Below are 26750 nucleotides of genomic sequence, written 5' to 3'. Positions count from 1 at the left end.
TCCCTTACCCCAACCAATCTGCCAAGTCGTTGAGCGCGCGCCGCGTGTAGGCCAGCTTGCGTTCCTTGCCGCGCAGCTCGCGGCCGCGGGCATCCCGCTCCTCCGGCGCTGGGAACAGGCCGAAGTTCACGTTCATGGGCTGGAAGGTCTCGGCCTCCGCCCCGCCGGTGATGTGGTTCAGCAAGGCGCCCAGCGCCGTGGTGACGGGCGGGGTGGGCAGGGCGCGACCCAACCGCTCGGCCGCGGCGAAGCGTCCCGCCATCAGGCCTACCGAGGCGCTTTCCACATAGCCCTCGCAGCCGGTGATCTGGCCGGCGAAGCGGAGGCGCGGCGCGGCCTTCAGCTTCAGGGTCGGGTCCAGCAGGCGGGGGCTGTTCAGGAAGGTGTTGCGGTGCAGGCCGCCCAGGCGCGCGAACTCAGCGTTCTCCAGGCCCGGGATCATGCGGAACACCCGTGTCTGGTCGGCATACTTCATCTTGGTCTGGAAACCGACCAGATTGTACAGCGTTCCCAGGGCGTTGTCCTGGCGCAGCTGCACCACGGCATAGGGACGGCGCTCGTCATGCGGGTTGGTCAGGCCCACCGGCTTCATCGGGCCGTAGCGTAGGGTGTCCAGGCCGCGTTCGGCCATGACCTCGATGGGCAGGCAGCCTTCGAAATAGGGCGTGTCCTTTTCCCACTCCTTGAACTCGGTCTTGGGCGCCTCGATCAGGGCCTGGATGAAGGCCTCGTATTGAGCCTTGTCCATGGCGCAGTTGATGTAGTCCTTGCCCGTGCCGCCGGGGCCGACCTTGTCGTAGCGCGACTGGAACCAGGCCTTGCTGAGGTCGATGCTGTCGAAATGGACGATGGGGGCGATGGCGTCGAAGAAGGACAGCTGCGCCTCCCCCGTCAGGTCCAGCACGGCCTGCGCCAGGGCGGGTGAGGTCAACGGGCCGGTGGCGACGATGACGCTGTCCCACTCCTCGGGCGGCAGGCCCGCCACCTCGTCCCGCACCACGGTCACCAGCGGGTGGGCGGTCAGCTTGGCGGTGACCGCCTGGGCGAACGCGTCGCGGTCCACGGCCAGCGCGCCGCCGGCCGGCACCTTGTGCTCATCGGCGCAGGCCAGGATGAGGGAGCCACAGCGCCGCATCTCCTCATGCAGCAGGCCCACCGCATTGTATTCATGATCGTCGGAACGGAAGGAGTTGGAGCAGACAAGCTCGGCGAAATGCTCGGTCTGGTGCGCCTCCGTCCCCCGCACGGGCCGCATCTCATGCAGCACCACGGGCACGCCGGCCTGCACCAGCTGCCAGGCGGCCTCGCTGCCGGCCATGCCGCCGCCGATGACGTGCACAGAAGGGATGGTGGGGGTGTCGCTCATGACCAGACCTTGCCTTCAACAAAACTGAAACCGTGTGGGGCCAGAGACGCCAGCCGGCGCCGTCCGTCAAGCCCTGGGAAGTGGGGGCGATGCGGGTGCCGAAAAAGGCGCTTGCAATTCGCTGACACCTGTAAGAATTTACTGACACATGTTCGATGGGGTTTGCGCTTGTCCATTTCCGGAGACGACCTGCTGACGATGCTGTCGGCGTTGGCCAATCCGCACCGGCTGCGGATCCTGGCCATGCTGAAGGCCGAGGGTCGCAGCTACGTCAGCCAGCTGGCGCGGCAGGTCGGTATCAGCCGGCCGCTGTTGCACCTGCATCTGCAGAAGCTGGAGGAGGCGGGGCTGGTTACCAGCCAGTTGGAGTTGTCGCCGGACGGTAAGGCGCTGAACTTCTTCGCGGTCGCGGATTTTGCAGTGGATCTGACGCCGGACCTGCTGGTCCAGGCGGTGGCGACGCTCAGCGCCAAGACCGATTGAGACTTTGAGCTGAAGGAACAAAGGAATGTCGCCCAGTATCTATCTCCTTACCTTGCTGCTGTTCTTCGGCACCTTCGTGCTGATCTTCGGCTTCAAGTACTTCTCCGCCGCCGTGGCGGCCCGCGCCAAGCTGGAGACCGAGGCCGGCTATCGCGCCCTGGCCGAGCGGGCGGTCGCGGCCCAGGCGGAGACCCAGGCCGCCCTGGCGGCGCTGACGGGCGACATGGCCAAGCTGGCCGCCAGCCTTGCTGCGGTGGAACGCATCCTGCGCGATGTGGAATAGGGCCCGGTCGCCGGGCGTGCCCATCAAAATCAAAACGGGGGACAGGGAAATGACGATATCGGTGTTTCGGCTTTATCTGTTGCGGGCGGGCTATCTGTTGATCGCGTTGGCCATGGGCGGGCTGACCTGGCCCCAGATCCTCGACCCGGCGGCGAACTGGAGCTTCAACCAGGGCGTGGTCCGTTGCATGTTGGGGGCGTTGACGTTGCTGTGCCTGTTGGGCGTGCGCTATCCGCTGCAGATGCTGCCCCTGTTGATGTTCGAATTGACGTGGAAAATGATCTGGCTGGCGCGGGTGGCGCTGCCGGCCTGGATGTCCGGTCACATCGACGACGGCATGGCGGAAAACATCTTCGCGGTGGGTATCGGTGCCATCTACTGGTTCATCATCCCCTGGCGCTATGTCGTCGATCGCTATGTAACCCAGTCCGGTGACCGCTGGGCGTGGCGCTGATGCGACGGGATGACCGGCGCCGGGCGAGGGGGTTACATCGGGCGTCGGTCGTTCCCATCTGAGGGAGGCCAAGCATTGCGGCGGGCGGCACCGCCATGCCATAGTGCCGCGCCTTCACGGGCGTCGTTATCGACCTACACCTTATTCAGGACACGGGACCCACCCATGGGCTCTTTTAGCATCTGGCACTGGCTGATCGTTCTTTTCATCGCCCTGCTGCTGTTCGGCAACCGCCTGCCCCGCATGATGGGCGACTTCGGCAAGGGCATTAAGAACTTCAAGGCCGGCCTGAACGAACAGGAAGAAGGCGGCGCCTCGGCGCCTCGCTCGATCGACGGCCACACGGACGCCGCGACGACCTCCGCGCCCAAGGACACCGTTTCCAAGGGCTGAACCGGCTCGGGGCCAGGCGGTCGCCGGCCCCGCTGGACGGATCCGTCGCGCCGGAACGGCCGGGGCGCAACTGCGCCCGCGCCCGTTGTGTGCCGACGTCGGAGAATTGTCGGGAATAAGGCACGCCGCCCATGTTCGACATCGCATGGTCCGAACTCGCGCTCATCGGTGTGGTGGCGCTGGTCGTCATCGGGCCCAAGGACCTGCCGGTGGCGCTCTATACCGCCGGGAAGTGGATGCGCAAGGCGCGCCTGCTGGCCCGCGACTTCCAGTCCCACCTGGACGATATGGTGCGTCAGGCCGAGCTTGAGGATCTGCGCAAGCAGGCCCAGAAGGTGGCGCAATTCGACCTGACGGCCGAGGTCACCAAGATGGTGGACCCCACCGACAGCGTGCGCCAGGCCCTGGAGATCAACCCTACCGCGTCGCCGACGGCGACGGAGGTCACGCCCGCGCCGACGGCCGCCCCGGAGGGAGCGGTCGAGATGTCGGCCGATGCCAAGCCGGCGGAGCCGGAGTTGCCGGCCATCGGGTCGCCCGCCATGCCCCTGATCCTGCCGGAGTCCACGCCCGAGGCGGCGGTCGAGCCCGTGCCGGTGACGCCCGCCGGGGCCCCGGCGCCGCACGCCGAACACGCTGGCGCCGATGCGCCGGCCCTGACCAAATCCTGATAGGGCCAGCGCCCCATGGCCGACCCCACCCAAGACGAAATCGACGCCTCGCGCATGCCGCTGCTGGATCATCTGATCGAGCTGCGCAACCGCCTGATCATTTCCCTGTCCGCCCTGCTGGTCGCGTTCCTGGTCTGCTACCAGTTCGCCGCCCGCATCTACGGCTGGCTGCTGGTCCCCATGGTCAAGGCCTGGGGTGAACATGCGCCGGAGCATAAGTTGATCTTCACCGCGCCCACCGAGGCCTTCTTCACCTATGTGAAGGTGTCCTTGTGGGCGGCGGCGCTGATCGCCTTCCCCATCATTGCCCAGCAGATCTGGAAGTTCGTGGCGCCCGGGCTGTACAAGCATGAGCGCAAGGCTTTCCTGCCCTTCCTATTGGCGACGCCGGTGCTGTTTTTGCTCGGCACCTGCATGGTTTATTTCTTCGTGATGCCCACGGCGCTCAGCTTCTTCCTCAGCTTTGAGCAGAAGGGCGGGGCAGGGGTTGTTCCCATCGTGGCCGAGACGCGGGTGGAACAATACCTGTCCTTCGCCATGTCGCTGATCTTCGCCTTCGGCATCGCTTTCCAGATGCCGGTGCTGCTCAGCCTGCTGGTGCGCGTCGGCATCCTCAGCGCCGACCAGCTGGCGTCCAAGCGCCGTTACGCCATCGTGCTGATCTTCGTGCTGGCCGCCATCCTGACGCCGCCCGACCCCATCAGCCAGACCACCCTGGCGGCACCCATGATCGTCCTGTACGAGGTGTCGGTGTTCGCCGCCCGCCGTATCGAGCGCAGCCGGGCGCGGGAGCTGGCGAAGGCGGAGGCGGAAGAGAAGGCCGCGAATGGCGAGGGCACGTCCGGCTGATGCCGGGCGTGACGCCGGGGTAGGGCCAAATGGCGGGCGGACTGGACCCCGGTGGGGCTTCCCGCTTATAAGTCGGTGACCAACGTCTAACCGTCTTCCAAGAAGCCTGCCATGCATGACCTCCGCGTTCTCCGCGACAATCCCGAAGCCTTTGACGGCGGCCTGGCCCGCCGCGGGTTGCCGCCCCAGTCCGCCGTCGTGCTGGACCTGGATGCCCGCCGCCGCGCGGCGCAGACGGCGCTGCAGGACATGCAGGCCCGCCGGAACGAGGCGTCGAAGCTGATCGGCGCCTACAAGAAGGACGGCAAGGACGCCCAGCCGCTGATGGACGAGGTCGCCAGCCTGAAGGAAGGCATGGCGGAGGCCGAGGCCACCGAGAAGGCGCTGTCGGAAGAGCTGGACCGCCTGCTGTCGACCATCCCCAACCTGCCGGCCGCCGACGTGCCACAAGGCAAGGACGAGCACGACAATGTGGAGCGCCACCGCGTCGGCACGCCGCCCGTGATCGAAAACGCCAAGGAGCATTTCGACCTGGGGGAGGCCCTGGGCTTCATGGACTTCAGCGGTGCGGCGAAGCTGTCGGGTGCCCGTTTCACGGTGCTGAAGGGTCCGCTGGCCCGGCTGGAGCGCGCGCTGGGCGACTTCATGTTGGACACCCACACCCGTGAGTTCGGCTATACCGAGGTGTCGCCGCCCCTGATGGTGCGGGACGAGGCCGCGTACGGCACCGGCCAGCTGCCTAAGTTCGCCGAGGATCTGTTCCAGACCAACACTGGCCACTGGCTGATCCCAACGGCCGAGGTACCGCTGACCAACCTGGTGGCCGACAGCATCCTGGATGCCGAGGAACTGCCGCTGCGCATGACGGCGCGCACGCCCTGCTTCCGGGCCGAGGCGGGTGCTGCCGGCCGCGACACCCGCGGCATGATTCGCCAGCACCAATTCTACAAGGTGGAAATGGTCAGCGTGACCACGCCCGATCAGTCGGCCGCCGAGCATGAGCGCATGACTGAAGCGGCGGAAACGGTGCTGAAGCGCCTGGGCCTGCCCTTCCGCACCGTCACCCTGTGCACCGGCGACATGGGTTTCAGCGCCGCCAAGACCTACGACATTGAGGTCTGGCTGCCGGGCCAGAACATGTATCGCGAGATCAGCAGCTGCTCCAACTGCGGGGACTTCCAGGCCCGCCGCATGAAGGCCCGCTGGCGCAACAAGGGCGACAAGAACACCCAGTTCGTCCACACCCTGAACGGTTCGGGCGTGGCGGTGGGCCGCGCCTTGCTAGCCGTGATGGAGAATTATCAGGAGGCCGACGGCTCCATCCGCGTGCCCGAGGTTCTGGTCCCCTACATGAACGGGCTGGAGCGCATCGTCCGTGGCTGAGGGCACGCCGATGCGGGCCCCGGGGGAAGCTCGCCCCCTGCGCATCCTGATCAGCAATGACGATGGCATCCACGCCCCCGGCCTGGCGGCACTGGAGCGCATCGCGCGCCAGCTGAGCGACGACGTCTGGGTGGTGGCGCCGGAGGCGGAGCAGTCCGCCGCCAGCCATTCGCTCACCATCCACCGCCCGTTGCGCATGAAGCGGGTGGCCGACCGGCGTTATACCGTCGATGGCACGCCCACCGACTGTGTGCTGCTGGCCGTAAACCAGCTGATGGCCGACCAGCGGCCGGACGTGGTGCTGTCCGGCGTGAACCACGGCCAGAACCTGGGCGAGGACGTGACCTACTCGGGCACCGTCGCTGCCGCCATGGAGGCAACCCTCCTGGGCGTCCGGGCCTTCGCCTTCAGCCTGCGCTTGCGCGACGGCCGCGACCCCGACTGGGCCACGGCCGAGCGCTGGGGGCCGGAGGTGGTGCGTAAGGGCCTGGTCGTCGAGTGGCCGCGCCATGTCCTGCTGAATGTGAACTTCCCGGCGGTGGATCCGGACAAGGTGGCCGGCATCCACGTGGTGCGCCATGCCAACCGCAAGGCCGGCGACGATTTGTTCGAGCGCATGGACCCTCGGGGCCGTCCGTACATCTGGATCGGCGCCGCGCGGGGATTGAATGAGGTGCCGGAAGACACCGACGTCCACGTGGTAGAGGCGCTGGGCGGCATCTCGGTCACGCCTGTCCACCTGGACTTGACGCACTACGAGACCTTGAAGCGGCTGGAGGGGGTATTCGGGTGAGCAGCGTGGCGCGCAAGATCCGTCTGTTGATGCTGTTGCGCCGCAATGGCGTGAACAGCACGGACGTTTTGCGCGCCATGGAGCTGATCCCGCGGGAGGTGTTCGTGCCCCCCACCTTCCACGACCAGGCCTATGAGGACACGGCGTTGCCCATTGGCCATGGGCAGACCATCAGCCAGCCCATGGTGGTGGGGTTGATGACCCAGGCCCTGCAACTGAGCGACCGGCTTAAGGTGCTGGAGATCGGCACCGGGTCCGGCTACCAGGCGGCGGTGCTGGCCAAGATCGCCCGCCGGGTCTACACCATCGAGCGCCACCGACCCTTGCTGGCGGAGGCGGAGGGGCGTTTCCAGGCCCTGCGCCTGCATAACATTACCGCGCGCCATGGTGACGGCATGCGCGGCTGGCCCCAGGCGGCGCCCTTCGAGCGCATCCTGGTGACGGCGGGGGGCGGCATGGATCCGCCACCCGACCTGATGGACCAGCTTGCGGTGGGGGGCATCATGGTCATACCCTTGGGCGCCGACCGCCGCAGCCTGCATGTCGTGCGCCTGCGTAAGACGGAGACGGGGGTGGAGCGTGAGCAGCTGTGGCCGGTACGGTTCGTGCCCCTGCTGCCCGCAGTCCCAGCCGAGCCGGGACAGGCCGTACCGGGGCAGGGGCAGACAGAGCGGGGGGATATGCCTCCGCCGGCCCTAATTCCGCCCGACTTTTCCGACGTAATCCATCAGCGGGCGTGATGCCTTTCCTCGAACGACAAAGCGCGATGGCCTTGAAGACTTTTCACCGGATGACCGGTGCCGACGCCCGTCCGACCATGACCCTCGATTCCGCGAGCGGCTTGTCCCGGCTGTTGATGCAGGGGGCCCTGGCGGGCGTCCTGGCATTCGGCCTGTCGGCCTGCGCCAGCCGGTCGGAGCCGCCGGCGCCGGTGGTCACGCCACCGCCCACGCCGGCCAACGTCATCTTCGTATCCAAGGGGGAGACGATCTATGACGTGGCCAAGCGTTACAACATTCCGCTGCGCGACTTGATCGACGAGAATCGCCTGCAGCCGCCCTACACGGTCACGGCCGGGCAGCGCCTGGTGGTGCCTACGCCGCACACCTACGTCATCAAGCCGGGCGACACCCTGTACGGCATCGCCCGGACCTTCAACGTCGACAGCAGCGAACTGGCGCGCCTGAACAGCTTGGCGCCGCCCTACCTGCTGCGCGTGGGCCAGACCCTGAATCTTCCGCATGCCGGTCCAGCCCCGGCCTGGACGCCACCGGGCGGCGCCCCCACGGTCGCCGAAGCGCCCCCGCCAGCGGCCGCCCCGAGGCCAGGGGTCACCAGCGCCGGCCGCGCGCCTGTCTCGGTCGCCCCCGCGCCGCAAGTATCCGCCGCCCCGCCGCCTGTCACCGTGGCCCCGCGCCGCACGGTGGAAAGCCAGGAGTTGGCTGTCCCGTCGGCCTCGGCGCCGGCGGCGGCTCCGCTGCCCACGGGCAGCACCGGCGCCGCCATCCCGCCGGGCGCCACGGCCGCGCCCGCCGCGCGCTGGGCCCCTGTGACGCCGGGTTCCTCGTCCGAGCCCACCAGCGCCTCTCCCTCGGCCGCACCCGCCGTTTCCTCATCGCCCACCACGCGCACCCCCGGCACCGCCACGCCGCCGGCCGTGGTCGCCGCCGGACCATCGGTACCGCCGCCGTCCGCCATGCCCGCCACGCCGGCACCCGAAGCTCCAGCGCCCGCCCCGAAGGGCGGCGCGCGCTTCTTGTGGCCGGTCACGGGGCAGGTGATCTCCACCCACGGGGCCAAACCCGGCGGCCAGTACAACGACGGCATCAACATCGCCGCCCCCACGGGCACACCGGTGGTGGCCGCCGACGCCGGTGTGGTGAAGTATGCCGGCAACCAGTTGCGTGGCTTCGGCAACCTGGTGCTGATCCAGCACGCCGACGGCATGGTGACGGCCTACGCCCAGCTGGACCAGATTATGGTGGAGGCCAACACCAAGGTGGCGCGTGGCCAACGCATCGGCACCGTGGGCGCCACCGGCAACGTCACCAGCCCGCAGCTGCACTTTGAAGTACGGCAGGGCAATAAGGTCTTGGATCCCATGGATGTTTTGGATCCGGGCAAAGGTGTCCGCTAGCCCGGTCATCCCTGCCTAGCGGAACTCGGGAACAAAGGTGGGGCGGCAGATTTTGCCGCCCTTGCCTTTTCCGGCAGTTTGCAAAAATACGAATAATTCCAATGCCCTAACTTGCTGGTCCAAGTGGCCCGGGGTTTGCGTAGTGGGGGGCGGATCGGCCATGGGGGTCGGTCCCCTGCGCGGAACTCCCCGCCACCGAGGCCCGGTCCCATGAGTTTGTTCAGCGCGCTGAATTCGGCCGCCAACAGCCTGAATGTCATTCAGGCCGGCATCCAGGTCGTTTCAGACAACATGAACAACGCCAACAGCCCGGATCGTACGAAACATACCGTTTCGCAAACGACCGATCCGTTGAGCGGCGTCACCATCTCGCAGTATTCGCGATCGGTGGACGTGGCCCTGCAGGCTCAGCTTCAGGGGACGACGTCAGAGAACGGGATGCAGCAGGTGCTGTCCCAGTACATGAGCCAGATCGGCGGCATGCTGGGCACCACCAACTCCAGCAATTCCAGCGACAGCGCCACGCCCAAGCTGACCAAGGCGTTCCAGGACTTCACCTCCGCCTTGCAGGATCTGTCGGCCTCGCCAGAAAATGCCGTGGCACAGAACCAGGTGGTGCAGAAGGCCCAGGCCCTGGTGCAGACCATCCATACCCTGTCGGCGGGCGTGGACCAGATGGAAGTCCAGGCCAAGGGGGACATCACCCAGACGGTGAAGTCGATCAACACCGATCTGACCCAGATCGACCAGTTGAACGCCACCATCACCCAGCTGAAATCCGCCAACCAGCCAACCGCCGATTTTGAGGACCAGCGCGACGCCACGCTGCGCGACCTGTCCTCCATGATCAACATCCGCACCACGCAGCGCGATGATGGCTCCATCGCCGTCTTCACGCCCACAGGCTCCACGCTGGTGGACGGCACCGCCACCCAGCTGAGCTATGACGGCAAAGTGATCTCGGGCGCCGGTGGCGCCGACATCACCGCCGCCATTAGCGGCGGCAAGCTGGGCGGCCTGCTGGACATGGTGGCCGACAGCTCGCCGGCTCCGGCCAGCGGCGATGCCACCACCGAGGTCTTCCGCAAGCTGAAGTCGCAGCTGGACGCCGTGGCCGGCGCCCTGACCGGCACGACGCAGGCGGGCCAGCCCACCAGCATCACCGACGCCTATAACAAGGCCAGCCCCACCAACGACGGCGAACTGGCCAGCGGCCTGTTCTCGGGCAGCGACGCCGGCACCCTGGCGGTGAACAAGGACCTGCTGAACGGCACCAAGACGATCAAGCAGTCGGCCGTGAACGCCATGGTCAGCGCCATGACCGCGACCGGCCGCACCATGACGGCCGATGGCCTGACCCTCACCAACGTCAGCTACGGCGGCATGGCCGACCAAGTGTCCAGCAACTGGTCCACCATCCAGTCCAACGTCAACACCCAGGCCACCACCACCTCATCCTTCATGACCAGCCTGCAGACGCGCTACGCCAGCTCGACGGGCGTGAACATGGATGAGGAGGTCGCGAACCTGCAGGTCCTCCAGCGCAACTATTCGGCTACCGCCCGCGTGATCTCGGTCATCGGGCAGATGTTCGACACTCTGACGCAGGCCGTGACATGACCATCTCCCGTGTAAGCACCTACGGCAGCTACCTGTCGATGCTGAACGGCATCAATGGGAACTCTTCGTCGCTGGCCGAGCTGCAGCAGCAGTTCAACACCGGTATCAAGTCGCAGGACCTCTCCGCCTACGGTACCCAGGCCAACCAGTTGCTGGCCCTGAAGGCCCAGTATGCCCAGCGCACGGGTTATTCCAGCGCCATCACCGCGGCCACGACCCAGGTGAACGCGACGGAGAAGGCGCTGTCGTCGATGCAGACCGTCGTGGCCAACCTGTTGAGTTCGGCCAACATACCGGCTGGCGCCGGCAGTCCCACCATCTCGGCCGTCACCTCGTCCAACAGCGGCAACCTGGGCCTGTCGGTCGACACGACCAAATCCGTGTTCAACGCCGCCGCCACCTATACGGTCAGCGCCGTCCCCTCCAATTCCGGCAAGCTCGGCAGCTATGACGTGACCGTCAGCGACGGCATGGGTGGCGTGTCGACCAAGACGCTGAACCTCAGCGCCATCCCGCCCGATGACGGCCAGCAGACCTTCGAAATGACGGGTGGGCCGGGTGATGGGTCCACCATCGCGCTGGACATCAACCAGTTGAAGGGCACGGGCAGCGCCACGTTCAGCGTGGGCTTCCCGGACCTCGCCGCGCCCAAGGCGCTGTTGCAGGGCGCCTTGACACAGCTGTCCAGCCTGCTGAACACCAAGGCCGGTGACCGCTACATCTTCTCAGGCAGCCGCTACGACACGCAGCCGGTGGGTGACCTGTCGGCGACCAAGCAGGTCACCAAGATGACCTTCAAGGGCACGCTGGGCGTGGCCGGCGACACGTACGAGATGTATGTGGGCGACAAGCGCTACACCTATACCACGACGGGCAGCGAGACCAGCCCGTCCGACATCCTCAACGGCCTGGCGTCGCAGATCAACGGGCCCAACCAGACGGCCATCCTCAACGGTCAGAAGCCGAACCCGCCGGTGGTCGCTTCGGTGTCGGGCAATGTGATGACGCTGACCGGCATGGACGCGGGCTATACCTTCACCGCCCAGTCCAACGTTTACACCCAGCCCGGCTACAACAATACCGAAAGTGGCGCCGCTACGCCGGTCGCGGCCTATACGCCGGCCACGAACGACGGGCAGGACGCCATTTACGCCCAGTTCATGACCCAGCCGGCCATCGCGGCCGATCCCACCGCCGTGCCGCCGGTCACGGGACAGCAGCAGATCGACCAGGTGAACCTGAGCGGCGCCAGCGTGGACGTCGGCGATGTGTTCACCATCACCATGGGCAACCGCAATACCGTCAACGTCACCAGCGACGATGCCAATCCCGCCAACAACATCTCATACGACAAGGTGAGCGGGCCGACGACATACAGCTACGTCATGACGGCGGGCGACATCGCGGCGGCCAAGGCCGATCCGAACGGCCCCATGAACTACGTGGCCAACAAGCTGGCCGGTCTGGTTAATGCCGATCCGCAGCGCTCGGCCGATGCCGCGGTCACGGCCAACCCGCCGCTGGGTGCGCAGCTGACGCTGACCGGCACCGGGACGCAGCGCTTCGCCACCACGGCGACAGTCCAGAACAACACCAACCAGAACAGCTTCACCACCAACACGCTGGACCCGTTCCAGGACCCCAACTCGTTCAGCACCACCATCACCAGCCCGCCCAGCCTGGCGGTCTACGATACGCAGTACAGCAGCGGCGCGCAGAGCACGGCCGCCTTCGCCAGCAGCACGCTGAACGTGGACGACAACACCACCGCGACCTATGGCATCAGTTCCAACGATCCCGCCATTCAGAACCTGATCATCGGCATCAAGCAGATGCTGTCCGCGGTCAGCAACCCCGGCAACTACACGGCGATGATGAGCACCGCGCGTTCCACCCTCGTGCAGGCCCAGGGGCAGATCCGCCAACTGGACGCCAGCACAGTGAACGCGCAGAGCGTCCTGGGCACGGCGGCGTCCAACCATAAGGACGCCATGAACGACATCGAAAACCAGATCGCCAACATTCAGAACGTCGATCCGACGACTGTGGCCGCACAATTGCAAGCGGCTTTGAACCAACAGCAGGGCGCCTACACGGTCGCCGGCAAAATCGCTTCCCTTTCCCTTGTCAACTTCCTGAGCTGAGGAGACCTTGCCATGAACGCCTACACGCCTGCAGAAGCCTTCGCCGTCGCCACCGTCGCCGCCGCTCCGGTGAACGATGAGGCCCAGCGCGCCCGCCTGTTCGACCAGTTCAACGCCTATTGGGTGAACGCCGCCAGCGAGGGCGTGCCCTACGACACCATCGGCACCATGTCCGTGATGGCCTCCATCTACGGAATCCTGGCCAAGTACGGCAAGACCACCACCGCCGAATACCTGGAAATCCTGGCTGAGAGCGTGCGCTCCGGCGAGTTCTCGGTGAAGCAGGGCGCCTGATCCGACAGACGTTCTCCGACGCGTCAGGGTCCAAAAGGGACCCGCAGGAACGGACCAGGAAAAGGCCGGGCCGGTCTCCCCAAAAGGGGGAAGACCAGCCCGGCCTTCCTTGCTTTTAGGCTATGGTTTACCGGCCCCGAACTTAAGCGAAGCCTACCGGGAAGAAACGGCCGGGTTCGGGTAGCCGGTAGGAAAAAACGCCCCGGTCCCCCGCCGCCGCGGCACATCCTGCCAGGCGGTCTGACGAGCGATGTGATGGCGGCGGAGGGGCTGATTTTTCAAAATACAAGGCGATAACAATAACTTACGACGCGACCCTCCCGGAAGGACCCCGCCTGCCCAGAAAATTGTGGGTGCCGAGCCAATCTTCGCAAACTGGCATCCATCTTGCTTTCCTTCGGGTCCAGATACGCAACCGCTCTTCCTGGGAGCCAGCACCATGAGCATTTTCGGCTCGATGTCCGTCGGCATTTCTGGTTTGCAGGCGCAGTCCACCGCGCTCAGCAACATCTCCGACAACATCGCGAACGCCCAGACGACGGGCTTCAAGCGCATCGACACATCGTTCGAATCCCTGGTCATCTCGGCCAGCAACACGCAGTACCAGGCGGGCGGCGTCCAGGCCTCCCCCAACTATATCAACAGCGTGTCGGGCACCATTTCGACCTCGGACACGCCGACCAACATCGCCATCCGCGGCAACGGCTTCTTCAGCGTCAGCAAGCTGACCACGGTGAACGGCACGACCACGGCGTCGACCGAGCGCTACTATACCCGTGACGGCAGCTTCTCGCTGAACTCCACCCGCACCCTGGTCAACAATTCCGGCTTCGCGCTGAATGGCTTCGCCTATGACAGCACCACGGGCTTGTATGCCACCTCCGCCACGCCGGTGCAGGTGCAGTCGGACATTGACAGCCCGGTGCCGACCAAGCAAATCGACCTGAAGGCGAACCTGCCGACCGACCCGTCGGGCGGCATCACCCCCACCCAGATCCAGGTCTATGACAGCGCGGGTACGGCCCACAACCTGAACCTGTCCTGGCGCCAGGGGAACACGGAAGGCACCTGGCAGCTCGGCGTCACCGCCGACGGCAGCCAGGGCTCGCAGCCCATTCAGTCGCTGCTGAGCACCGGTTTCCCCGCCGCCATCACGGAAAGCAGCCTGCTGACCGGAAGGAACGACCGCGCCCAAGTGGACGACGTGACGTTCGCCACCTCGGCCGTGGCGCCGGCGGTTGGCTTCAATATCGGCGATACGTATTCGGTGGTTGTCAACGGCACCACCTACAGCCAGAGCATCACCCAGGCCAACGCCGCGCAGTTCAGCGGCATGAAGGATATCGCCCAGGCCCTTGCCGACAAGATCAACGGCGCCGACACTTCCTCCGGTGTTCTTGCGACGGTGACCACCACCGGCAACCTGCGCCTGACGGCCAAGACGGCCGGCACGCCCTTTACCCTGGACCAGAGCGTTACGGCGGGCGCCATCACCACCCACACGGCGACCGACACCCTGGTGCAGAGCGCGACGGCCACTACGCCGGAAATCCGCACCTCCACCTTCGTCGGCAACTCCATCAACATCGACGACGTTTACAGCATGACTGTGAACGGCAACACGTACTCGGTGACGGTGACGCCGGCGAACATCAATTCGCTGTCGAACATCAACGGCGTGGTGCAAAAGCTGGCGGCGCAGATCGGTGCCGGCGACCCGACGGTAACGGCCACGCCGTCCAACGGGACCATCACTGTCAAGTCGACCACCAATGGCACGCCCATCACCGTCGTGTCCTCGGCCACCGACTCGCCGGGTCTGACCAACACGGCGACCCAGTCGACCTACACCGGCAACATCACCGGTTCGAAAGAGGTCGAGAAGATCAGCCTTACCGGCCAGCCTGGTGACGTGGGGACGACCTACAGCATCACCATCCAGTCACCGCAGGCCAAGACCGTGACGCCGGTCGAGACGCTGAACGCCGGCGCGCCCACCGACTACACTTATGACTTCGCGACCCCCTATGGCGGTACGGCGCCGGCGGTGGGCCAGCTGTACACGATTTCGTTGGGGTCTTCGACCTACAACATCCAGATGACCAATTCCAATATCGCCAACTACCCCGACGTGGCGTCGGTGGTGACCGATTTGGCCGCCAAGGTCCAGGCCGACACCAACTCGCCCTTCACGGTGGTGTCGTCGGCGGGCGGCGTGTTGCAGCTGGCGACCAAGGCCAACGATGCCCAGTTGTCCACGACCCAGGTGGTGCCGCAGAGCTTCTCCCAGGCCATCAGCTATACGACTGACGGTACGGAGACCAGCCTCAGCGACATCAGCGGCAAGCTGGCGGCCAAGGTCAATGCCATCTCCGGTATTCCGGTACAGGCGACCTCGTCGGGTGGCACCATCACCCTGACCGGCAACACCGATGCCTCCGCCTTCTACACCAGCATTCCCGGCGGCTCGACCGCGTCCACACCGGGCGTGGTCGTCGGTAAGACGCCGGGTCATATCAGCCTGACCTTCGGCGGCACCTTGTCCGACGGCACCACGGCGGCGGCGGGCACGCTGAGCCACATGGATACCGCGTCCATCGGCACCGGCAACGCTACCGTCAGCGCCGACCAGAGCGCCAACTCCTCGGCTCAGGTGGGCTTCGACTTCGACTTCGGCTACGGCCTGCAGCACATCGTGTTGAACCTGGGCAACTTCGGCGAGTCCTCCGGTCTGACCCAGTTCGACGGCACCAACATCAACGTCACCTCCAAGGTTCAGGACGGCAGCCCGGCCGGTACCTTCAAGGACGTGCAGATCAACGCCGACGGCACCGTGCTGGCCAACTACGACAACGGCCGCCAGCGCACCATCGCCAAGGTTCCGATCGTGCTGTTCAACAACCCGGACGCCCTGTCACGCTCCACCGGCAACGTCTTCACTGAGACGGTGGACAGCGGCAAGGCCCGCTTCAACGATACGGGCGTCAATGGTGCCGGCGACATCGCCTCCAGCAGCCTGGAAGGTTCCAACGTCGACATCGCGTCGGAATTCACCCAGCTGATCGTGGCGCAGCGGTCCTACACCGCCAACACCAAGGTCATCACCACCGCCGACGACCTGCTGCAGGACACCATCAACCTGAAGCGGTAAGGTGTAGCGTCCTGATGGCCCGGGCGTGGCGGATTGCCGCTGGCCAGGACCTGAAGGGTAGACGAATCAAGTGCTTGGGCAGAGCCGTCCCGCGTCCTCGCCAGGATGCGGGCGGCTTTGTCTTGCGCCGGCGGACGGTTGGTGCTGAAGTATTTGCATTATTAAGACTAATGCGATCGCTTCGGCATGTCCGCCCTTAGTGGCATTTCCGCGTCGCCCGTCTGGGCACGCGCCCAGACGAGCCCAACCCCCGCCGTCGCCGCGGTGGGGTCAGGGGCGGCTGTCACCGCTGCAAGCCCATCCGGGCAGGCGCCCAACCCTTACAGTGTCCGGGGGCAGGGGCAGGCCAATCAGTCCAGCGGCGCCAAGGCGGCCGGCAACGGCACGGCCAGCGACGGCACCAAGCTGAGCGATGCCCAGCAGCAGCAAGTTGACAAGCTCAAGACCGTGGACCGGGCGGTGCGGGCGCATGAAGCGGCGCACAAGGCGGCGGGCGGGCCCTACGCCGGGTCGGAATCCTTCACCTTCACCACCGGGCCTGATGGGCAGCACTATGCCACGGCGGGTGAGGTCGCCATCGACATCGGCTCGATCCAGGGCGACCCCCAGGCCACCATCACCAAGCTGGAAACGGTGCGCCGCGCCGCCCTGGCGCCGGCTGATCCCTCGGGTCAGGATCGCGCCGTGGCCGCGCAGGCCCAGGCCGGCATCGTCGCCGCCCAGGGGGAGGAGGCTAAGCAGAAAACGCAAGCCGGTGGCGGGACGGCCAATAGCGGGACGGCCAATGGCGATGCGACCGGCGGCGGTGGTGCTTCGGATTCCGGTGGTATCGCCGGTGCGGAGGCGGGACGGGTGGGGGCCGGCGGCGTCACCATTCGGCAGGGGGCCGCCGCCTACCGGAAAAGCCAGGGCGCGCTGGACGCCAGCATTGTGCAGGCCGCCCAGGCCGCCGCCGCCCAGCCCCTGGCGCTGATCGCCTGAAACGCGAGCGGCCGGCGACGGAGTCGCTGGCCGTTCGTCGGAAAGGAGCGGTCTTAGTTGGCGTCGCTGTACCGCAGGGCACAGATCTTGGTCGCCATGTCCGCCATGACGGCACCGCCCTCATTCTTGGCGAGCGTGGCGGCGTCGGCGCACTTGTGCTGATCGATCAGGCTGTCCACCCGCTGAGCCACATTGGTCAGGCGCGCCTTGGTCGCGGCGGTCATGCCCTTGGGCTCCACGATTGGCGGATGACCGTAGGGCGTGGAGGCGTCATAACTGAAAACCGGGTTGACGGAGGCGAGGCCCCCACCGGGGCTCCAGTAGGGAGTGGCGGCACCCGTGGTCGCCGCGGCGGAGGCGGCGCCGGCCAAAATGATAAAGGTCGCCGCCAGCACGCCGGTCATCGTCTTCATACCAACCTCCCACCGCTATGATGAAATCCTTCCCAAGGGTGTGCCGATTGCAACCCTTAGGGTGTGTTTATCATCACACCTTTGCCAGGAATTCCAAATTAAAAAGCCGGCCATCATCGATGGCCGGCTTTGGCGTTCCTGCAGGCGGAAAGGCCTGTTCAGGCAAACAGATCCATCATGCTGCCCATCAGCTTCTGCGTGCCCGTCTGGCCGATGGTCCAATTCTTCATGGTGGTGATCTGGTCGCTCAGGGCACCGGAGATCGCGGCGGCGCTGGAGGAGATCGCCGCGGTGGAGGAGGCGGCCTTGATCGTCGTGGTGTAATCCTTGGAATAGTCGCCCGCGGCGACCTGGACACCGTAGTTCACCTTCTGGGTCAGCTTGACGCCCGTGGCGCGCGATATCTTCAGCACATAGGTGCCCGAGTCCAGCGACTGTTGGCCGTTGACCATGGCGTTGTAGGCGTCATACGCCTTGCCGGATTTGCTGTCGCTATCCGCCATGACGACGCCGGTCTTGGTCATGACCTGAACCCGTGTCTGGTCCAGGTTCAATTGCCCCAGGTTGATGGCGCCTTTACGGGATAGCTTGAAGCTGAGGTAATCGGCCTGGTCCCCGGCGGCAAGGCTGCCGAAGGCGTTCACGCGCGTCTGCCCCTTGATCACCGTGCCGATATCGGTGGCCGAGGCGACGGTGTTGTATTGCGACTTCGACACCGACTTGGTGAAGTCCTGGGGCGTGCCGATGGCATTGGACGTTTGGGCCGAGCCCTGGGCGGCGATGGCATCATTCTGGGCCGCCAACTGCGACTGGATCTGCGCGAGCTGCGCAAACACCGAGGCGTTCGAGCTGGAGCCGGCCGAGGCTGCGGTTGATGCGACGTTGCTCACGGGAACGATCCCCATTGCCGGTTCCCGCGCCCACGCGGGAGAAAGTGGTCCTAACTACCTTGCGGTAGTCTGCGGAATGAAAGCATAAAATGCAAGATATTTGCGACGATAACCTTCGCGGTGTCTCATTTTCAGCGCCCGCTTTGGCGCCGCCGACCGTTTAGATCGATATGTTGAACTTGCCCATACCACCCGCCGCCACGCCAGGGGCCATGCCGGGACGCTGCGCCCCAGGGCCGGCGGCCGGGGGGGCCATCATGGGCGCGCGCGGGGCCGTTCCGGCCGGCGCGGGGGCCGGCGGGGCCGCGGTTGCGTCGGTGGGGCGCTGTGACAGGCCGGCGGCGATGTTGCGGTTGATGTCGATCAGCGAGTGCAGCTTGGTGACGTCCAGGTCGCCCAGCCGTTCGAAGGTCTGGCGGTCTACGATCAGGGACAACACCAGGATCTTCTCACGCAAATCCTTGGGCAGGGGGCAGTCCGGCTCCGCCATCGAGGATTGGAAGATGGTCCACAGGCGCTGGTTCAGGGACAAGGCCTGGCGCAGGGGTTCGGGGTTCTCGGGCGTTTGCGCCGCCAGCATCAGCCGGCGCGCAGCTTCCGTCAGGCCCCAGGCTTCGATGTCGCGGGGATTGTCCGACGCGGGACGGTTGGTATATCCGGCCGAAGGCTTCATCAGATCACGTGATCCCTGGCTAACTCGTTTCCGGGTGGCGGGTCCGCGACACCGTCCGGCGTGCCGGCCTGGGGGTGTTCCCGCAGACAGGTCAACGACGGACGGGACGGTGCCGATGCCGCCCTCTACCTTCACCGGAAGGGTCCCATCCTCTAGGGGACGCCTACCGGGCCCTCTTATTCCCGACCGCCTAGCGGGCGGTTCCACATCACCGGCTACCTCTTTGTGGCTACCCTAGGTGGGGCTATGCGCACGCGGCGTATGCCAATAATGCCGACTTGCAAGTATCCCATACTCATTTAGGACCAGCAACCCGGCAACAAATGCCGGCCTGCGCCCCTTCTCGGGCCCTGCACCTGCCAGCGTTGCAAGGGGTGGGCCAGGAATGGGGCGGTAACCGCTGCGGGTCCGCGAGAGACGTGTTTAAGGTAAAAAGGTAAAGATATTTTGAAGCCCGCGCCGGGAGAAGGGGCAGCGGCTCAAGGCGTGCCGTAGGCTTCCACGATGGGAATGCGCGCCGCGCGCCAGGCCGGGAACACACCGCCCACCAAGCCCACCACCAGGGCCAGGATGATGCCCTGCACAGCCACCGCCGGTGTCAGGTGGAAGGTGAAGACGATCTGGGAGAAGCTGGCGCCCGACAAGGTGGAGCCTGTCAGCCCGTCGAACAGCACCCAGGTGACCAGCGTGCCGACGATACCGCCCACCAGGGCCAGCACCAGGCTTTCCAGCAGGGTCCCGATGAAAGAGGATGTGCCACTGAAGCCAATGCAGCGCAGGGTGGCGATCTCCTGCGCGCGGGCCGCCACCGAGCTGTACATTGTGTTCAGGGCACCGGCCAGGGCGCCGAAGGCCATGGCGATGGCCAGCGGCCACCCAAGTTTCTGAATGAGGTCGGAGGTGCGGCTGGCCTGCTGCGCGTAGTAGTCGGCCTCCGTCGTCACGTCCAGCTTCAGCTGCGGGTCGTTGGCGGCATAGTCCGACAGGGCCTTCAGGGCGTCGGGCCCAGTCAGGCGGGCGCGGATGGATTGGAAGACGTTCTGACGGTGGAACAGATCCTGCACCTCGGGCGTGTCGGCCCATAGTTCGGATTCAAAGACGCTGCCGCCCAATTCGAAGGCGCCCACCACCAGCCAATTGCTGTTGCCGAGCTTGACGGTGTCCCCGACGTTCAGGCCCGCGAAATCCTTCTGCAGGGCCCGGCCCACCATCAGCTCATTGGTGCCCGGCTTGAACGCCCGGCCTTCCACGATCTTCAGGCCGGGGCGAACCGCGATGCCGGCGGGTCCCAGGCCGCGCAGGGTGAGGTTGGAGCGAGGGGCCTTCTTCAGGTTGCCGTCGGCCGGTACGGCGGTCTTCTTGACGCCATCGACGATGACGTAGAGTTCGGGCGACACCAGGGGCTTGCCGTCCGCATCCTTCATGACGCCCGGCGCTTCCTCGATCAGACGCGCCTGGTCGCGGGTGACGCCGCTGTTCAGCTCCGCCTGCGATCCCGCCCGCATCAGGATGGCCATGTCCTTGGTGCCCGTGCCGCGCAAGGTCTGCTGGAAGCCCGCCGCCATGGCCAGGAAGGCCAGCAGCACGGTCACCACCAGCCCCACCGCCACCACCGTGGAGAAGGAGGCCCAGAAGCGTTGCGGGATGCTTTTGATGCAGATGGTGGTGACCACCGCGATCTCGTTGAACACACGCATCACGTTGTTTCCTTCCGAGGGCGGTCACAGACGCCCGAGGGCGGTGACGATGTTCAGGCGCAGCGCATTCCAGGCCGGCAGGAAGCCGGTCACCACCCCGAGAAGCAGCATGAAGGCCACGCCCAGGCCGGCGACGGGCAGGGTCAGCGCCAATCCCGGGATGGCGCCCGACGCGACTTTGGACAGCAACGCCACCAGCAAGCCGGCCACCAAGAGGCCTGGCACGCCGCCCAGCAGGGACAGCAGCACGGATTCCCCCAGCACCTGGCGCCAGATGCGCCAGGACGGGAAGCCGAGGGTCTTCAGCACGGCGATCTCCTTGGTGCGCTCGCGCACCGCCATCACCATGGTGTTGCCCACGATCATCAGGATGGTGGCGAAGGCGGCCCCCACCACCAGGGTGATGATCAGGGCGATGTTGCCCAGCTGGGCCAGGAAGGCCTTGCCGAACGCCTTTTCCGATTGGGTGTTGGTCTCCGCCGTGGAATTGGCGAACATGTCGTCGATGGTGGCGGCCACCGTGTCGTTCACCGCGGCGCTGTCCGTCTCTAGGGTGATCCAACCGACCGTATCCTTGCCGAACGTCTTGCTTTCGTTGAAGTTCTCGTACTGGAAGATGATGAAGCTGGTGTTGAACGATTCCTTCGCCGCATAGGCGATGCCGGCCACGGTCAGCTCCCAGGTGTGGCTGCCGTCGGCCTTGTTGGTGAAGATGTTGGAATTGATGGGAATGCGGTCGCCCACCTTCCAGCCGTACTTCGTGGCGATGGCCTCGCCCACCACCATGCTGGTGCGGTCGTGGATGAAGGCGTCGCGCTGCGCGGGATCGATGCGCAGGTCGTCGCGATAAATCCGCAGATAGCTTTCGGGATCGACGGCGAAGGTGCCGATCTGGTTGCGCGCGTCCTGGTAATAGCCGCCGAACCAGTTGGCAAAGGTGATGTTCTTTACGCCTTTGATGGCCGCGATCTTGCCGACATAGGCATAGGGCAGGGGCTGGATGAAGGTGATCTTGTTCACCACCACCAGCCGGTTGTCGGCCGACGAATCCACGCCATGCTCGAAGGCGTAGTTGATGCTGCCCAGCACGCCATAGATGACGAAGGCCACGAAGATGGCCAGCATCATCAGGAAGGTGCGCAGCTTGCGGCGGAACAGGTTGCGCCAAAGCAGGTAAAGGTCGCTCATGCCACCAGCTCCCGCTCGGTGAAGCGGCCCTTGTCCAGGTGCAAGGTGCGGCGGGCATACTTGGCCGCCTCCGGATCGTGGGTGACCATGACGATGGTCTTGCCCATCTCCTGGTTCAGCAGCCGCAGCATGGCGAGGATCTCATCCGCCGTGGTGCGGTCCAGGTCGCCCGTGGGCTCGTCGCACAGCAGCAGCTTGGGGTCGGAGATCAGGGCGCGGGCGATGGCCACGCGCTGCTGCTGGCCGCCCGACATTTCCCGTGGGTAATGATCCGCCCGCTCCGCCAGGCCAACCAGGCTCAGGGCCGCCTCCACCCGCCGCTTGCGCTCCGCCCGGCTGAACGAGGTGAGCAGCAGGGGCAATTCAACGTTCCGCGCCGCCGACAGGGTGGGCATCAGGTTGTAGAACTGGAAGATGAAGCCGACATTGTGGGCGCGCCAGCGGGCCAGCTGCCCCTCCGTCAGCGTGTCCACGCGGCCGCCGTCGAAGGTGATGCTGCCCTCCGTCGGCTGGTCGATGCCGCCCAGCAGGTTCAGCAGCGTGGTCTTGCCCGAGCCGCTGGGCCCCATCACCGCCACGAAGTCGCCGGCGGGGATGCTGAGGCCCAGATGGTCGAAGATGGTGATGGTGTCCTTGCCCTTCACGAACCGCTTGGAAACGTCCTGCAGGTGAATCAGCGTCTGGCCCGTCATGGCCTCAGGCTCCCGATTGTGGTCGTGGGACGATGAGATGGGGTGGGCAGGGTGGCCGGATCAGCCGCCCTTGCCCTCATTCAGGAAGGTCACCTTGGCCGCCATGTTGGGCAGGATGCGGGGATCCTTGACCGCGATGGTCACGCGCACCTTGATGGTGGCCTTTTCCCGGCTGGCGGTGGGGATGATGGCCAGGACCGAGGCTGGCACCTTCCAGTCCGGGTAGGCGTCCAGCGTCGCCTCCACCTTCTGGCCGGGGCGGACGCGGGCGATGTTGGCCTCGTTTACCTCCACCTCGAATTCCAGGCTGTCCATGTCCACCAGGGTGCAGATGCCCGTGCGGGTGAACCCGCCGGACGACATGGGGGAAATGATTTCGCCCGGCTGGGCATTTTTTTCCGTGACCATGCCGGTGAAGGGCGCGCGGACCTGATAGCGGTCCACCATCTCCGCGTCATAGGCGACGGTGGCGCGGGCGGCGTTCACGTCGGCCTTGGACTTCACCAGTTGGGCGCGCAACGAGGCGGCGCGGGCGTCCGCCTTGATCAGGTCCGCCTCGCTGGAGAACTGGCGGCCGGTGAGGGCGCGCGTGCGTTCCAGCGTCTTTTCCGCGTCCACCAGATCCGCCTGGTTGGCGACCACAGCGGCCTCGGCCGAGGCCTGGCGGGCCCGGGCCAGATCCAGGTCGCTGCGGGCCAGAACGTCGTCCAGCGTGGCCAGCACCTGGCCCTTCTGCACCAGCATGCCTTCCTGCACCAGGACCTCGCGCACCCGGCCGGTAACGTCGGCGGAAACCGTGGCCACCCGTCGCGCCACGACATAGCCGGAACCAATGAGATTGCCGCTGCGCACCTCGGAGACCGGGGCGGCGGGCGTTGGCTGGGCCGGGCTGGCGGAGGTGCCGGGCGCAGGCTTGGCGGAAATGGTCGCCGGCGCCGGATCGGCGCCGGCGACGCGGTTGAGCAGGCCGGCGGACCAGGCAACCGCCACGGCGACCGCTACGACGGCCGCGCCAGCACCCAGGCCCAGGAGAAGGCCCCGCCCGCCGCCGCCTTGCCGCGCCGGTGGCGGCGCCGTCCGATCAATGGCGATGGACCGCAAAAGCTCCGCTTTGTCCCGCTGCACCTTGGCCCCCCGACTGGCACAATCCCCAACGGCATCATAGCGCGCCAGGCACGCTGCCGCACCACAAATGGTTGATCTGAAAGGCGGGCTGCACGCGAGGGCCACTTCGGAAGGGCCGAAGGGGGCCAAAAATGGCGAAGGGCCGGCGGATCGCTCCGGCCGGCCCTTTATTCAGGAACAAGCGCCCGCCGTCAGATGGCGGCGCCGTCCACCAGGTCGGCATCCTCATCGAAGCGGGACAGCAGCGTGAAGATGTGGTTGGCCGCCTGCTCGGCGGTCATGGCCTGGGTGTCGATGCGCACGTCGGGCGACTCCGGCGGCTCATAAGGGCTGTCGATGCCGGTGAAGTTCGGGATCTTGCCGGCGCGCGCCTTGGCGTACAGGCCCTTCACATCCCGGCCCTCGGCCACCGCCAGGGGCGTATCCACGAACACTTCCAGGAACTCGCCCGGGCCCAGCAGCTCGCGGGCCATGCGCCGTTCCGCGCGGTAGGGGGAGATGAAGGAGACCAGGACGATCAGGCCGGCGTCGACCATCAGCTTGGACACCTCGGCCACGCGGCGGATGTTCTCCACCCGATCGGCGTCGGTGAAGCCCAGGTCGCGGTTCAGGCCGTGGCGGACATTGTCGCCGTCCAGCAGCATGGTATGGCGGCCATGGGCGTGCAGCTTCTTTTCCACCAAGTTGGCGATGGTGGACTTGCCAGCGCCCGACAGGCCGGTGAACCACAGCACGCGCGGACGCTGGCCCTTCATCTGCGAGCGGGCGCGCCTGTCCACGTCCAGCACCTGCCAGGGCACGGTGCGCACGATGGCGGACCGGATGAGGCCGGCGGCCACCGTCTCGTTGGTCAGGCGGTCGATGAGGATGAAACCGCCTGTGTCGCGGTTGTTGCGATAGACGTCGAAGGCGATGGCCTGGTCCAGGCTCAAGGTCGCCAGCCCCACCTCGTTCAGGCCCAGCGTCTTGGTGGCCAGCTGTTCCAGGGTATTGACGTTGATCTTGTGCTTCAGCGTCGCCACGGTGGCCGGCACCGACTTGGTGCCCAGCTTCAGGATGTAGGGGCGGCCGGGCAGCAGCGGCGCCTCCGACATCCAGACCAGCGTCGCCTCCATCTGGTCGGCCGCCTCGGCGGCCTCATCCAGGGTGGAGAGGATGTCGCCGCGGCTGATGTCGATTTCGTCCGTCAGGGTGAGGGTGACGGATTGGCCGGCCACGGCCAAGGGCAGGTCGCCGTCATGGGTGACGATGCGGGCCACCCGGCTTTCCTGGCCCGAGGGCAGGACGCGGATGCGGTCGCCCGGGCGCACCGTGCCGGCGGCGATGGTGCCGGCATAGCCACGGAAGTCCAGGTTGGGTCGGTTCACCCATTGCACCGGCAGGCGGAACGGCTGGCTGGCGCGCAGGTCCGCGACCTCGACCGTCTCCAGATGCCCGATCAGGGTGGGACCCTGGTACCAAGGCATGGCGTCGGTCAGGGTAGTGACATTGTCGCCCTTCAGCGCCGACAGCGGGATGGCCTGGATGTCGGTCAGGTCCAGCTGGCGGGCGAAGGCGCGGTATTCCGCGACCACGCGGTCGAAGACGGCCTGGTCATAGCCCATCAGGTCCATCTTGTTGACGGCCAGCACGATCTTCCGGATGCCCAGCAGGGAGACCAGGAAGCTGTGGCGCCGCGTCTGGGGCAGCACGCCCTTGCGCGCGTCGATCAGGATGATGGCGAGGTCGGCGGTGGACGCGCCGGTGACCATGTTGCGCGTGTACTGCTCATGTCCGGGCGTGTCGGCCACGATGAACTTGCGCCGGTCGGTGTTGAAGAAGCGGTAGGCGACGTCGATGGTGATGCCCTGCTCCCGCTCCGCCGACAGGCCGTCGACCAGCAGCGCGAAGTCCAGGTCGCCGCCCTGGGTGCCGACCTTGCGGCTGTCGGCCTCCAAGGTCGCCAACTGGTCCTCGAACAGCATCTTGCTGTCGTACAGCAGGCGGCCGATCAGGGTGCTCTTGCCGTCGTCGACGCTGCCGCAGGTGATGAAGCGCAGCAGGCTCTTGGACTGCTGGGCCGCGAGGTAGCGCTCGATCTCGGACACGCCTGGCTCCGGCGTCTCGGGCAGGGGGGTATCGGGGGCCATCAGAAGTACCCTTCCTGCTTCTTCTGTTCCATGGAGGCGCCGCCGTCGCGGTCGATCACGCGGCCCTGGCGCTCCGACGTGCGGGCCAGCAGCATCTCGCGGATGATGGCGGGCAGGCTGTCGGCGTCGCTGTCGATGGCGCCGGTCAGCGGGTAGCAGCCCAGGGTGCGGAATCGCACGCGGCGCATCTGCGGCGTCTCGCCGGGCTTCATGGGCAGGCGGTCGTCATCAACCATGATCAGGGCGCCGTCACGCTCCACCACCGGGCGTTCGGCGGCGAAATACAGCGGCACGATGGGGATGTTTTCCAGGTAGATGTATTCCCAGATGTCCAGCTCGGTCCAGTTGGACAGGGGGAAAACGCGGATGCTTTCGCCCTTGTTCTTGCGCGCGTTGTACAGCTGCCAGAGTTCTGGGCGCTGGTTCTTGGGGTCCCAGCGGTGCTGCTCATTGCGGAAACTGAAGATGCGCTCCTTGGCGCGGCTCTTCTCTTCGTCGCGGCGGGCACCGCCGAACGCGGCATCGAAGCCGTAACGGTCCAGCGCCTGTTTCAGCGCTTCCGTCTTCATCACCTGGGTATGGATGGCGGAGCCGTGGGTGAAGGGGCCGATGCCGCGCGCCAGGCCTTCCGGGTTGGTGTACACCAGCAGGTCCAGGCCCAGATCCACCGCCCGCTGGTCGCGGAAGGCGATCATCTCGCGGAACTTCCAGGTGGTGTCCACGTGCAGCAAGGGAAAGGGCGGCTTGGCCGGATAGAAGGCTTTCATCGCCAGGTGCAGCATTACCGCGCTGTCCTTGCCGATGGAATAGAGCATGACCGGGTTCTGTGTTTCGGCCACCACCTCCCGCAGGATGTGGATGCTTTCAGCCTCAAGCCGCTGGAGATGGGTCAGCCGGGGGGCCGAAAGGGGGCCGGCAAGCGATACGGGAAGGGGGGAGGG

General features: G+C 66.1%; 25 protein-coding genes. 15 read left to right on the top strand and 10 right to left on the bottom strand.

What is annotated here, in order from left to right; genetic code table 11:
• Positions 1 to 4: 4 nt before the first annotated feature.
• Complete coding sequence (gene trmFO, locus FBZ87_RS09245) at positions 5 to 1366, bottom strand: methylenetetrahydrofolate--tRNA-(uracil(54)-C(5))-methyltransferase (FADH(2)-oxidizing) TrmFO (protein WP_145610054.1); 1362 nt, start codon at positions 1364 to 1366, stop codon at positions 5 to 7.
• Positions 1367 to 1534: 168 nt separating this feature from the next.
• Between trmFO and FBZ87_RS09240 the strand changes: the two genes are divergently transcribed.
• The 15 genes from FBZ87_RS09240 to FBZ87_RS30040 all read left to right on the top strand — a co-directional run bounded on the left by FBZ87_RS09240 (position 1535) and on the right by FBZ87_RS30040 (position 17002).
• Positions 1535 to 1849, top strand: coding sequence for an ArsR/SmtB family transcription factor (locus FBZ87_RS09240; protein ID WP_211106902.1), 315 nt, complete (start codon positions 1535 to 1537; stop codon positions 1847 to 1849).
• Positions 1850 to 1874: 25 nt separating this feature from the next.
• Positions 1875 to 2132, top strand: a complete 258-nt coding sequence (locus FBZ87_RS09235; RefSeq protein WP_145610053.1) for a hypothetical protein — start codon at positions 1875 to 1877, stop codon at positions 2130 to 2132.
• 16 nt (positions 2133 to 2148) lie between these two features.
• Positions 2149 to 2586: a hypothetical protein gene (locus tag FBZ87_RS09230; RefSeq protein WP_211106901.1), complete on the top strand. Its 438-nt coding sequence runs from the start codon at positions 2149 to 2151 to the stop codon at positions 2584 to 2586.
• 165 nt (positions 2587 to 2751) lie between these two features.
• Positions 2752 to 2979, top strand: a complete 228-nt coding sequence (locus tag FBZ87_RS09225; RefSeq protein ID WP_004271790.1) for a Sec-independent protein translocase subunit TatA — start codon at positions 2752 to 2754, stop codon at positions 2977 to 2979.
• 131 nt (positions 2980 to 3110) lie between these two features.
• Positions 3111 to 3650, top strand: coding sequence for a Sec-independent protein translocase protein TatB (gene tatB, locus FBZ87_RS09220; protein ID WP_145610052.1), 540 nt, complete (start codon positions 3111 to 3113; stop codon positions 3648 to 3650).
• A 15-nt stretch (positions 3651 to 3665) separates the two neighbouring features.
• Positions 3666 to 4499, top strand: a complete 834-nt coding sequence (gene tatC, locus FBZ87_RS09215) for a twin-arginine translocase subunit TatC (protein ID WP_145610051.1) — start codon at positions 3666 to 3668, stop codon at positions 4497 to 4499.
• A 111-nt stretch (positions 4500 to 4610) separates the two neighbouring features.
• Positions 4611 to 5882, top strand: a complete 1272-nt coding sequence (gene serS, locus FBZ87_RS09210) for a serine--tRNA ligase (protein ID WP_145610050.1) — start codon at positions 4611 to 4613, stop codon at positions 5880 to 5882.
• A 10-nt stretch (positions 5883 to 5892) separates the two neighbouring features.
• A complete protein-coding gene (gene surE / locus FBZ87_RS09205) occupies positions 5893 to 6675 on the top strand; it encodes a 5'/3'-nucleotidase SurE (protein ID WP_145610434.1) in 783 nt (260 codons plus the stop codon).
• On the top strand, positions 6672 to 7415 hold the full coding sequence (locus tag FBZ87_RS09200) for a protein-L-isoaspartate(D-aspartate) O-methyltransferase (RefSeq protein ID WP_145610049.1): 744 nt from the start codon (positions 6672 to 6674) through the stop codon (positions 7413 to 7415). Before surE ends, FBZ87_RS09200 begins: the two co-directional genes overlap by 4 nt.
• 77 nt (positions 7416 to 7492) lie before the next feature.
• Positions 7493 to 8812 (top strand): LysM peptidoglycan-binding domain-containing M23 family metallopeptidase, encoded by a 1320-nt coding sequence (locus FBZ87_RS09195; protein WP_246134313.1) that lies wholly within the window; start codon positions 7493 to 7495, stop codon positions 8810 to 8812.
• Positions 8813 to 9022: 210 nt separating this feature from the next.
• Complete coding sequence (flgK, locus tag FBZ87_RS09190) at positions 9023 to 10432, top strand: flagellar hook-associated protein FlgK (RefSeq protein WP_145610048.1); 1410 nt, start codon at positions 9023 to 9025, stop codon at positions 10430 to 10432.
• Positions 10429 to 12576 (top strand): hypothetical protein, encoded by a 2148-nt coding sequence (locus FBZ87_RS09185; RefSeq protein WP_145610047.1) that lies wholly within the window; start codon positions 10429 to 10431, stop codon positions 12574 to 12576. The genes flgK and FBZ87_RS09185 overlap by 4 nt, the downstream gene beginning before the upstream one ends.
• A 12-nt stretch (positions 12577 to 12588) precedes the next feature.
• Positions 12589 to 12870 (top strand): hypothetical protein, encoded by a 282-nt coding sequence (locus FBZ87_RS09180; protein ID WP_088873280.1) that lies wholly within the window; start codon positions 12589 to 12591, stop codon positions 12868 to 12870.
• Between the two features lie 439 nt (positions 12871 to 13309).
• Entirely contained in the window at positions 13310 to 16021 is a 2712-nt protein-coding gene (locus tag FBZ87_RS09175) for a flagellar hook-basal body complex protein (protein ID WP_145610046.1), read from the top strand.
• Between the two features lie 186 nt (positions 16022 to 16207).
• Positions 16208 to 17002, top strand: a complete 795-nt coding sequence (locus FBZ87_RS30040) for a putative metalloprotease CJM1_0395 family protein (protein WP_145610045.1) — start codon at positions 16208 to 16210, stop codon at positions 17000 to 17002.
• A 53-nt stretch (positions 17003 to 17055) separates the two neighbouring features.
• On the opposite strand, the gene FBZ87_RS09165 is transcribed toward FBZ87_RS30040, so the two are convergent.
• From FBZ87_RS09165 to cysD, 9 genes are all read right to left on the bottom strand, one after another.
• Positions 17056 to 17415: a hypothetical protein gene (locus tag FBZ87_RS09165; RefSeq protein WP_145610044.1), complete on the bottom strand. Its 360-nt coding sequence runs from the start codon at positions 17413 to 17415 to the stop codon at positions 17056 to 17058.
• A gap of 158 nt (positions 17416 to 17573) precedes the next feature.
• Positions 17574 to 18305 carry a hypothetical protein gene (locus tag FBZ87_RS09160; protein WP_145610043.1) on the bottom strand — a complete coding sequence of 244 codons (732 nt, stop codon included), beginning with the start codon at positions 18303 to 18305 and terminating at the stop codon, positions 17574 to 17576.
• 160 nt (positions 18306 to 18465) lie between these two features.
• Positions 18466 to 18978, bottom strand: coding sequence for a flagellar biosynthesis regulator FlaF (flaF, locus tag FBZ87_RS09155; protein ID WP_145610042.1), 513 nt, complete (start codon positions 18976 to 18978; stop codon positions 18466 to 18468).
• Positions 18979 to 19457: 479 nt separating this feature from the next.
• Positions 19458 to 20675, bottom strand: coding sequence for an ABC transporter permease (locus FBZ87_RS09150; protein WP_145610041.1), 1218 nt, complete (start codon positions 20673 to 20675; stop codon positions 19458 to 19460).
• Positions 20676 to 20699: 24 nt separating this feature from the next.
• Positions 20700 to 21863 carry an ABC transporter permease gene (locus tag FBZ87_RS09145; protein ID WP_145610040.1) on the bottom strand — a complete coding sequence of 388 codons (1164 nt, stop codon included), beginning with the start codon at positions 21861 to 21863 and terminating at the stop codon, positions 20700 to 20702.
• The gene (locus FBZ87_RS09140; RefSeq protein WP_145610039.1) at positions 21860 to 22555 is read right to left on the bottom strand and encodes an ABC transporter ATP-binding protein; all 696 of its coding nucleotides are present in this window, start codon (positions 22553 to 22555) and stop codon (positions 21860 to 21862) included. Before FBZ87_RS09140 ends, FBZ87_RS09145 begins: the two co-directional genes overlap by 4 nt.
• A gap of 60 nt (positions 22556 to 22615) precedes the next feature.
• Positions 22616 to 23680 (bottom strand): efflux RND transporter periplasmic adaptor subunit, encoded by a 1065-nt coding sequence (locus FBZ87_RS09135; RefSeq protein WP_145610038.1) that lies wholly within the window; start codon positions 23678 to 23680, stop codon positions 22616 to 22618.
• 191 nt (positions 23681 to 23871) lie between these two features.
• Complete coding sequence (gene cysN / locus FBZ87_RS09130) at positions 23872 to 25809, bottom strand: sulfate adenylyltransferase subunit CysN (RefSeq protein WP_145610037.1); 1938 nt, start codon at positions 25807 to 25809, stop codon at positions 23872 to 23874.
• Positions 25809 to 26702 (bottom strand): sulfate adenylyltransferase subunit CysD, encoded by an 894-nt coding sequence (gene cysD, locus FBZ87_RS09125; RefSeq protein ID WP_145610432.1) that lies wholly within the window; start codon positions 26700 to 26702, stop codon positions 25809 to 25811. The genes cysN and cysD overlap by 1 nt, the downstream gene beginning before the upstream one ends.
• Positions 26703 to 26750: the final 48 nt, after the last annotated feature.

The organism is Nitrospirillum amazonense, from assembly GCF_007828035.1.
GTDB classification, from domain to species: domain Bacteria; phylum Pseudomonadota; class Alphaproteobacteria; order Azospirillales; family Azospirillaceae; genus Nitrospirillum; species Nitrospirillum amazonense.
This window is presented reverse-complemented; position numbering and strand designations above follow the sequence as displayed.

What these genes read in the sequence shown, in the direction of transcription:
- trmFO (WP_145610054.1), bottom strand. Translation starts at nt 1,366, where the DNA reads ATGAGCGACACCCCCACCATCCCTTCTGTGCACGTCATCGGCGGCGGC.
- FBZ87_RS09235 (WP_145610053.1), top strand. Translation starts at nt 1,875, where the DNA reads ATGTCGCCCAGTATCTATCTCCTTACCTTGCTGCTGTTCTTCGGCACC.
- FBZ87_RS09225 (WP_004271790.1), top strand. Translation starts at nt 2,752, where the DNA reads ATGGGCTCTTTTAGCATCTGGCACTGGCTGATCGTTCTTTTCATCGCC.
- tatB (WP_145610052.1), top strand. Translation starts at nt 3,111, where the DNA reads ATGTTCGACATCGCATGGTCCGAACTCGCGCTCATCGGTGTGGTGGCG.
- tatC (WP_145610051.1), top strand. Translation starts at nt 3,666, where the DNA reads ATGGCCGACCCCACCCAAGACGAAATCGACGCCTCGCGCATGCCGCTG.
- serS (WP_145610050.1), top strand. Translation starts at nt 4,611, where the DNA reads ATGCATGACCTCCGCGTTCTCCGCGACAATCCCGAAGCCTTTGACGGC.
- surE (WP_145610434.1), top strand. Translation starts at nt 5,893, where the DNA reads ATGCGGGCCCCGGGGGAAGCTCGCCCCCTGCGCATCCTGATCAGCAAT.
- FBZ87_RS09195 (WP_246134313.1), top strand. Translation starts at nt 7,493, where the DNA reads ATGACCCTCGATTCCGCGAGCGGCTTGTCCCGGCTGTTGATGCAGGGG.
- flgK (WP_145610048.1), top strand. Translation starts at nt 9,023, where the DNA reads ATGAGTTTGTTCAGCGCGCTGAATTCGGCCGCCAACAGCCTGAATGTC.
- FBZ87_RS09185 (WP_145610047.1), top strand. Translation starts at nt 10,429, where the DNA reads ATGACCATCTCCCGTGTAAGCACCTACGGCAGCTACCTGTCGATGCTG.
- FBZ87_RS09180 (WP_088873280.1), top strand. Translation starts at nt 12,589, where the DNA reads ATGAACGCCTACACGCCTGCAGAAGCCTTCGCCGTCGCCACCGTCGCC.
- FBZ87_RS09175 (WP_145610046.1), top strand. Translation starts at nt 13,310, where the DNA reads ATGAGCATTTTCGGCTCGATGTCCGTCGGCATTTCTGGTTTGCAGGCG.
- FBZ87_RS30040 (WP_145610045.1), top strand. Translation starts at nt 16,208, where the DNA reads ATGTCCGCCCTTAGTGGCATTTCCGCGTCGCCCGTCTGGGCACGCGCC.
- FBZ87_RS09165 (WP_145610044.1), bottom strand. Translation starts at nt 17,415, where the DNA reads ATGAAGACGATGACCGGCGTGCTGGCGGCGACCTTTATCATTTTGGCC.
- flaF (WP_145610042.1), bottom strand. Translation starts at nt 18,978, where the DNA reads ATGAAGCCTTCGGCCGGATATACCAACCGTCCCGCGTCGGACAATCCC.
- FBZ87_RS09150 (WP_145610041.1), bottom strand. Translation starts at nt 20,675, where the DNA reads ATGCGTGTGTTCAACGAGATCGCGGTGGTCACCACCATCTGCATCAAA.
- FBZ87_RS09145 (WP_145610040.1), bottom strand. Translation starts at nt 21,863, where the DNA reads ATGAGCGACCTTTACCTGCTTTGGCGCAACCTGTTCCGCCGCAAGCTG.
- FBZ87_RS09140 (WP_145610039.1), bottom strand. Translation starts at nt 22,555, where the DNA reads ATGACGGGCCAGACGCTGATTCACCTGCAGGACGTTTCCAAGCGGTTC.
- cysN (WP_145610037.1), bottom strand. Translation starts at nt 25,809, where the DNA reads ATGGCCCCCGATACCCCCCTGCCCGAGACGCCGGAGCCAGGCGTGTCC.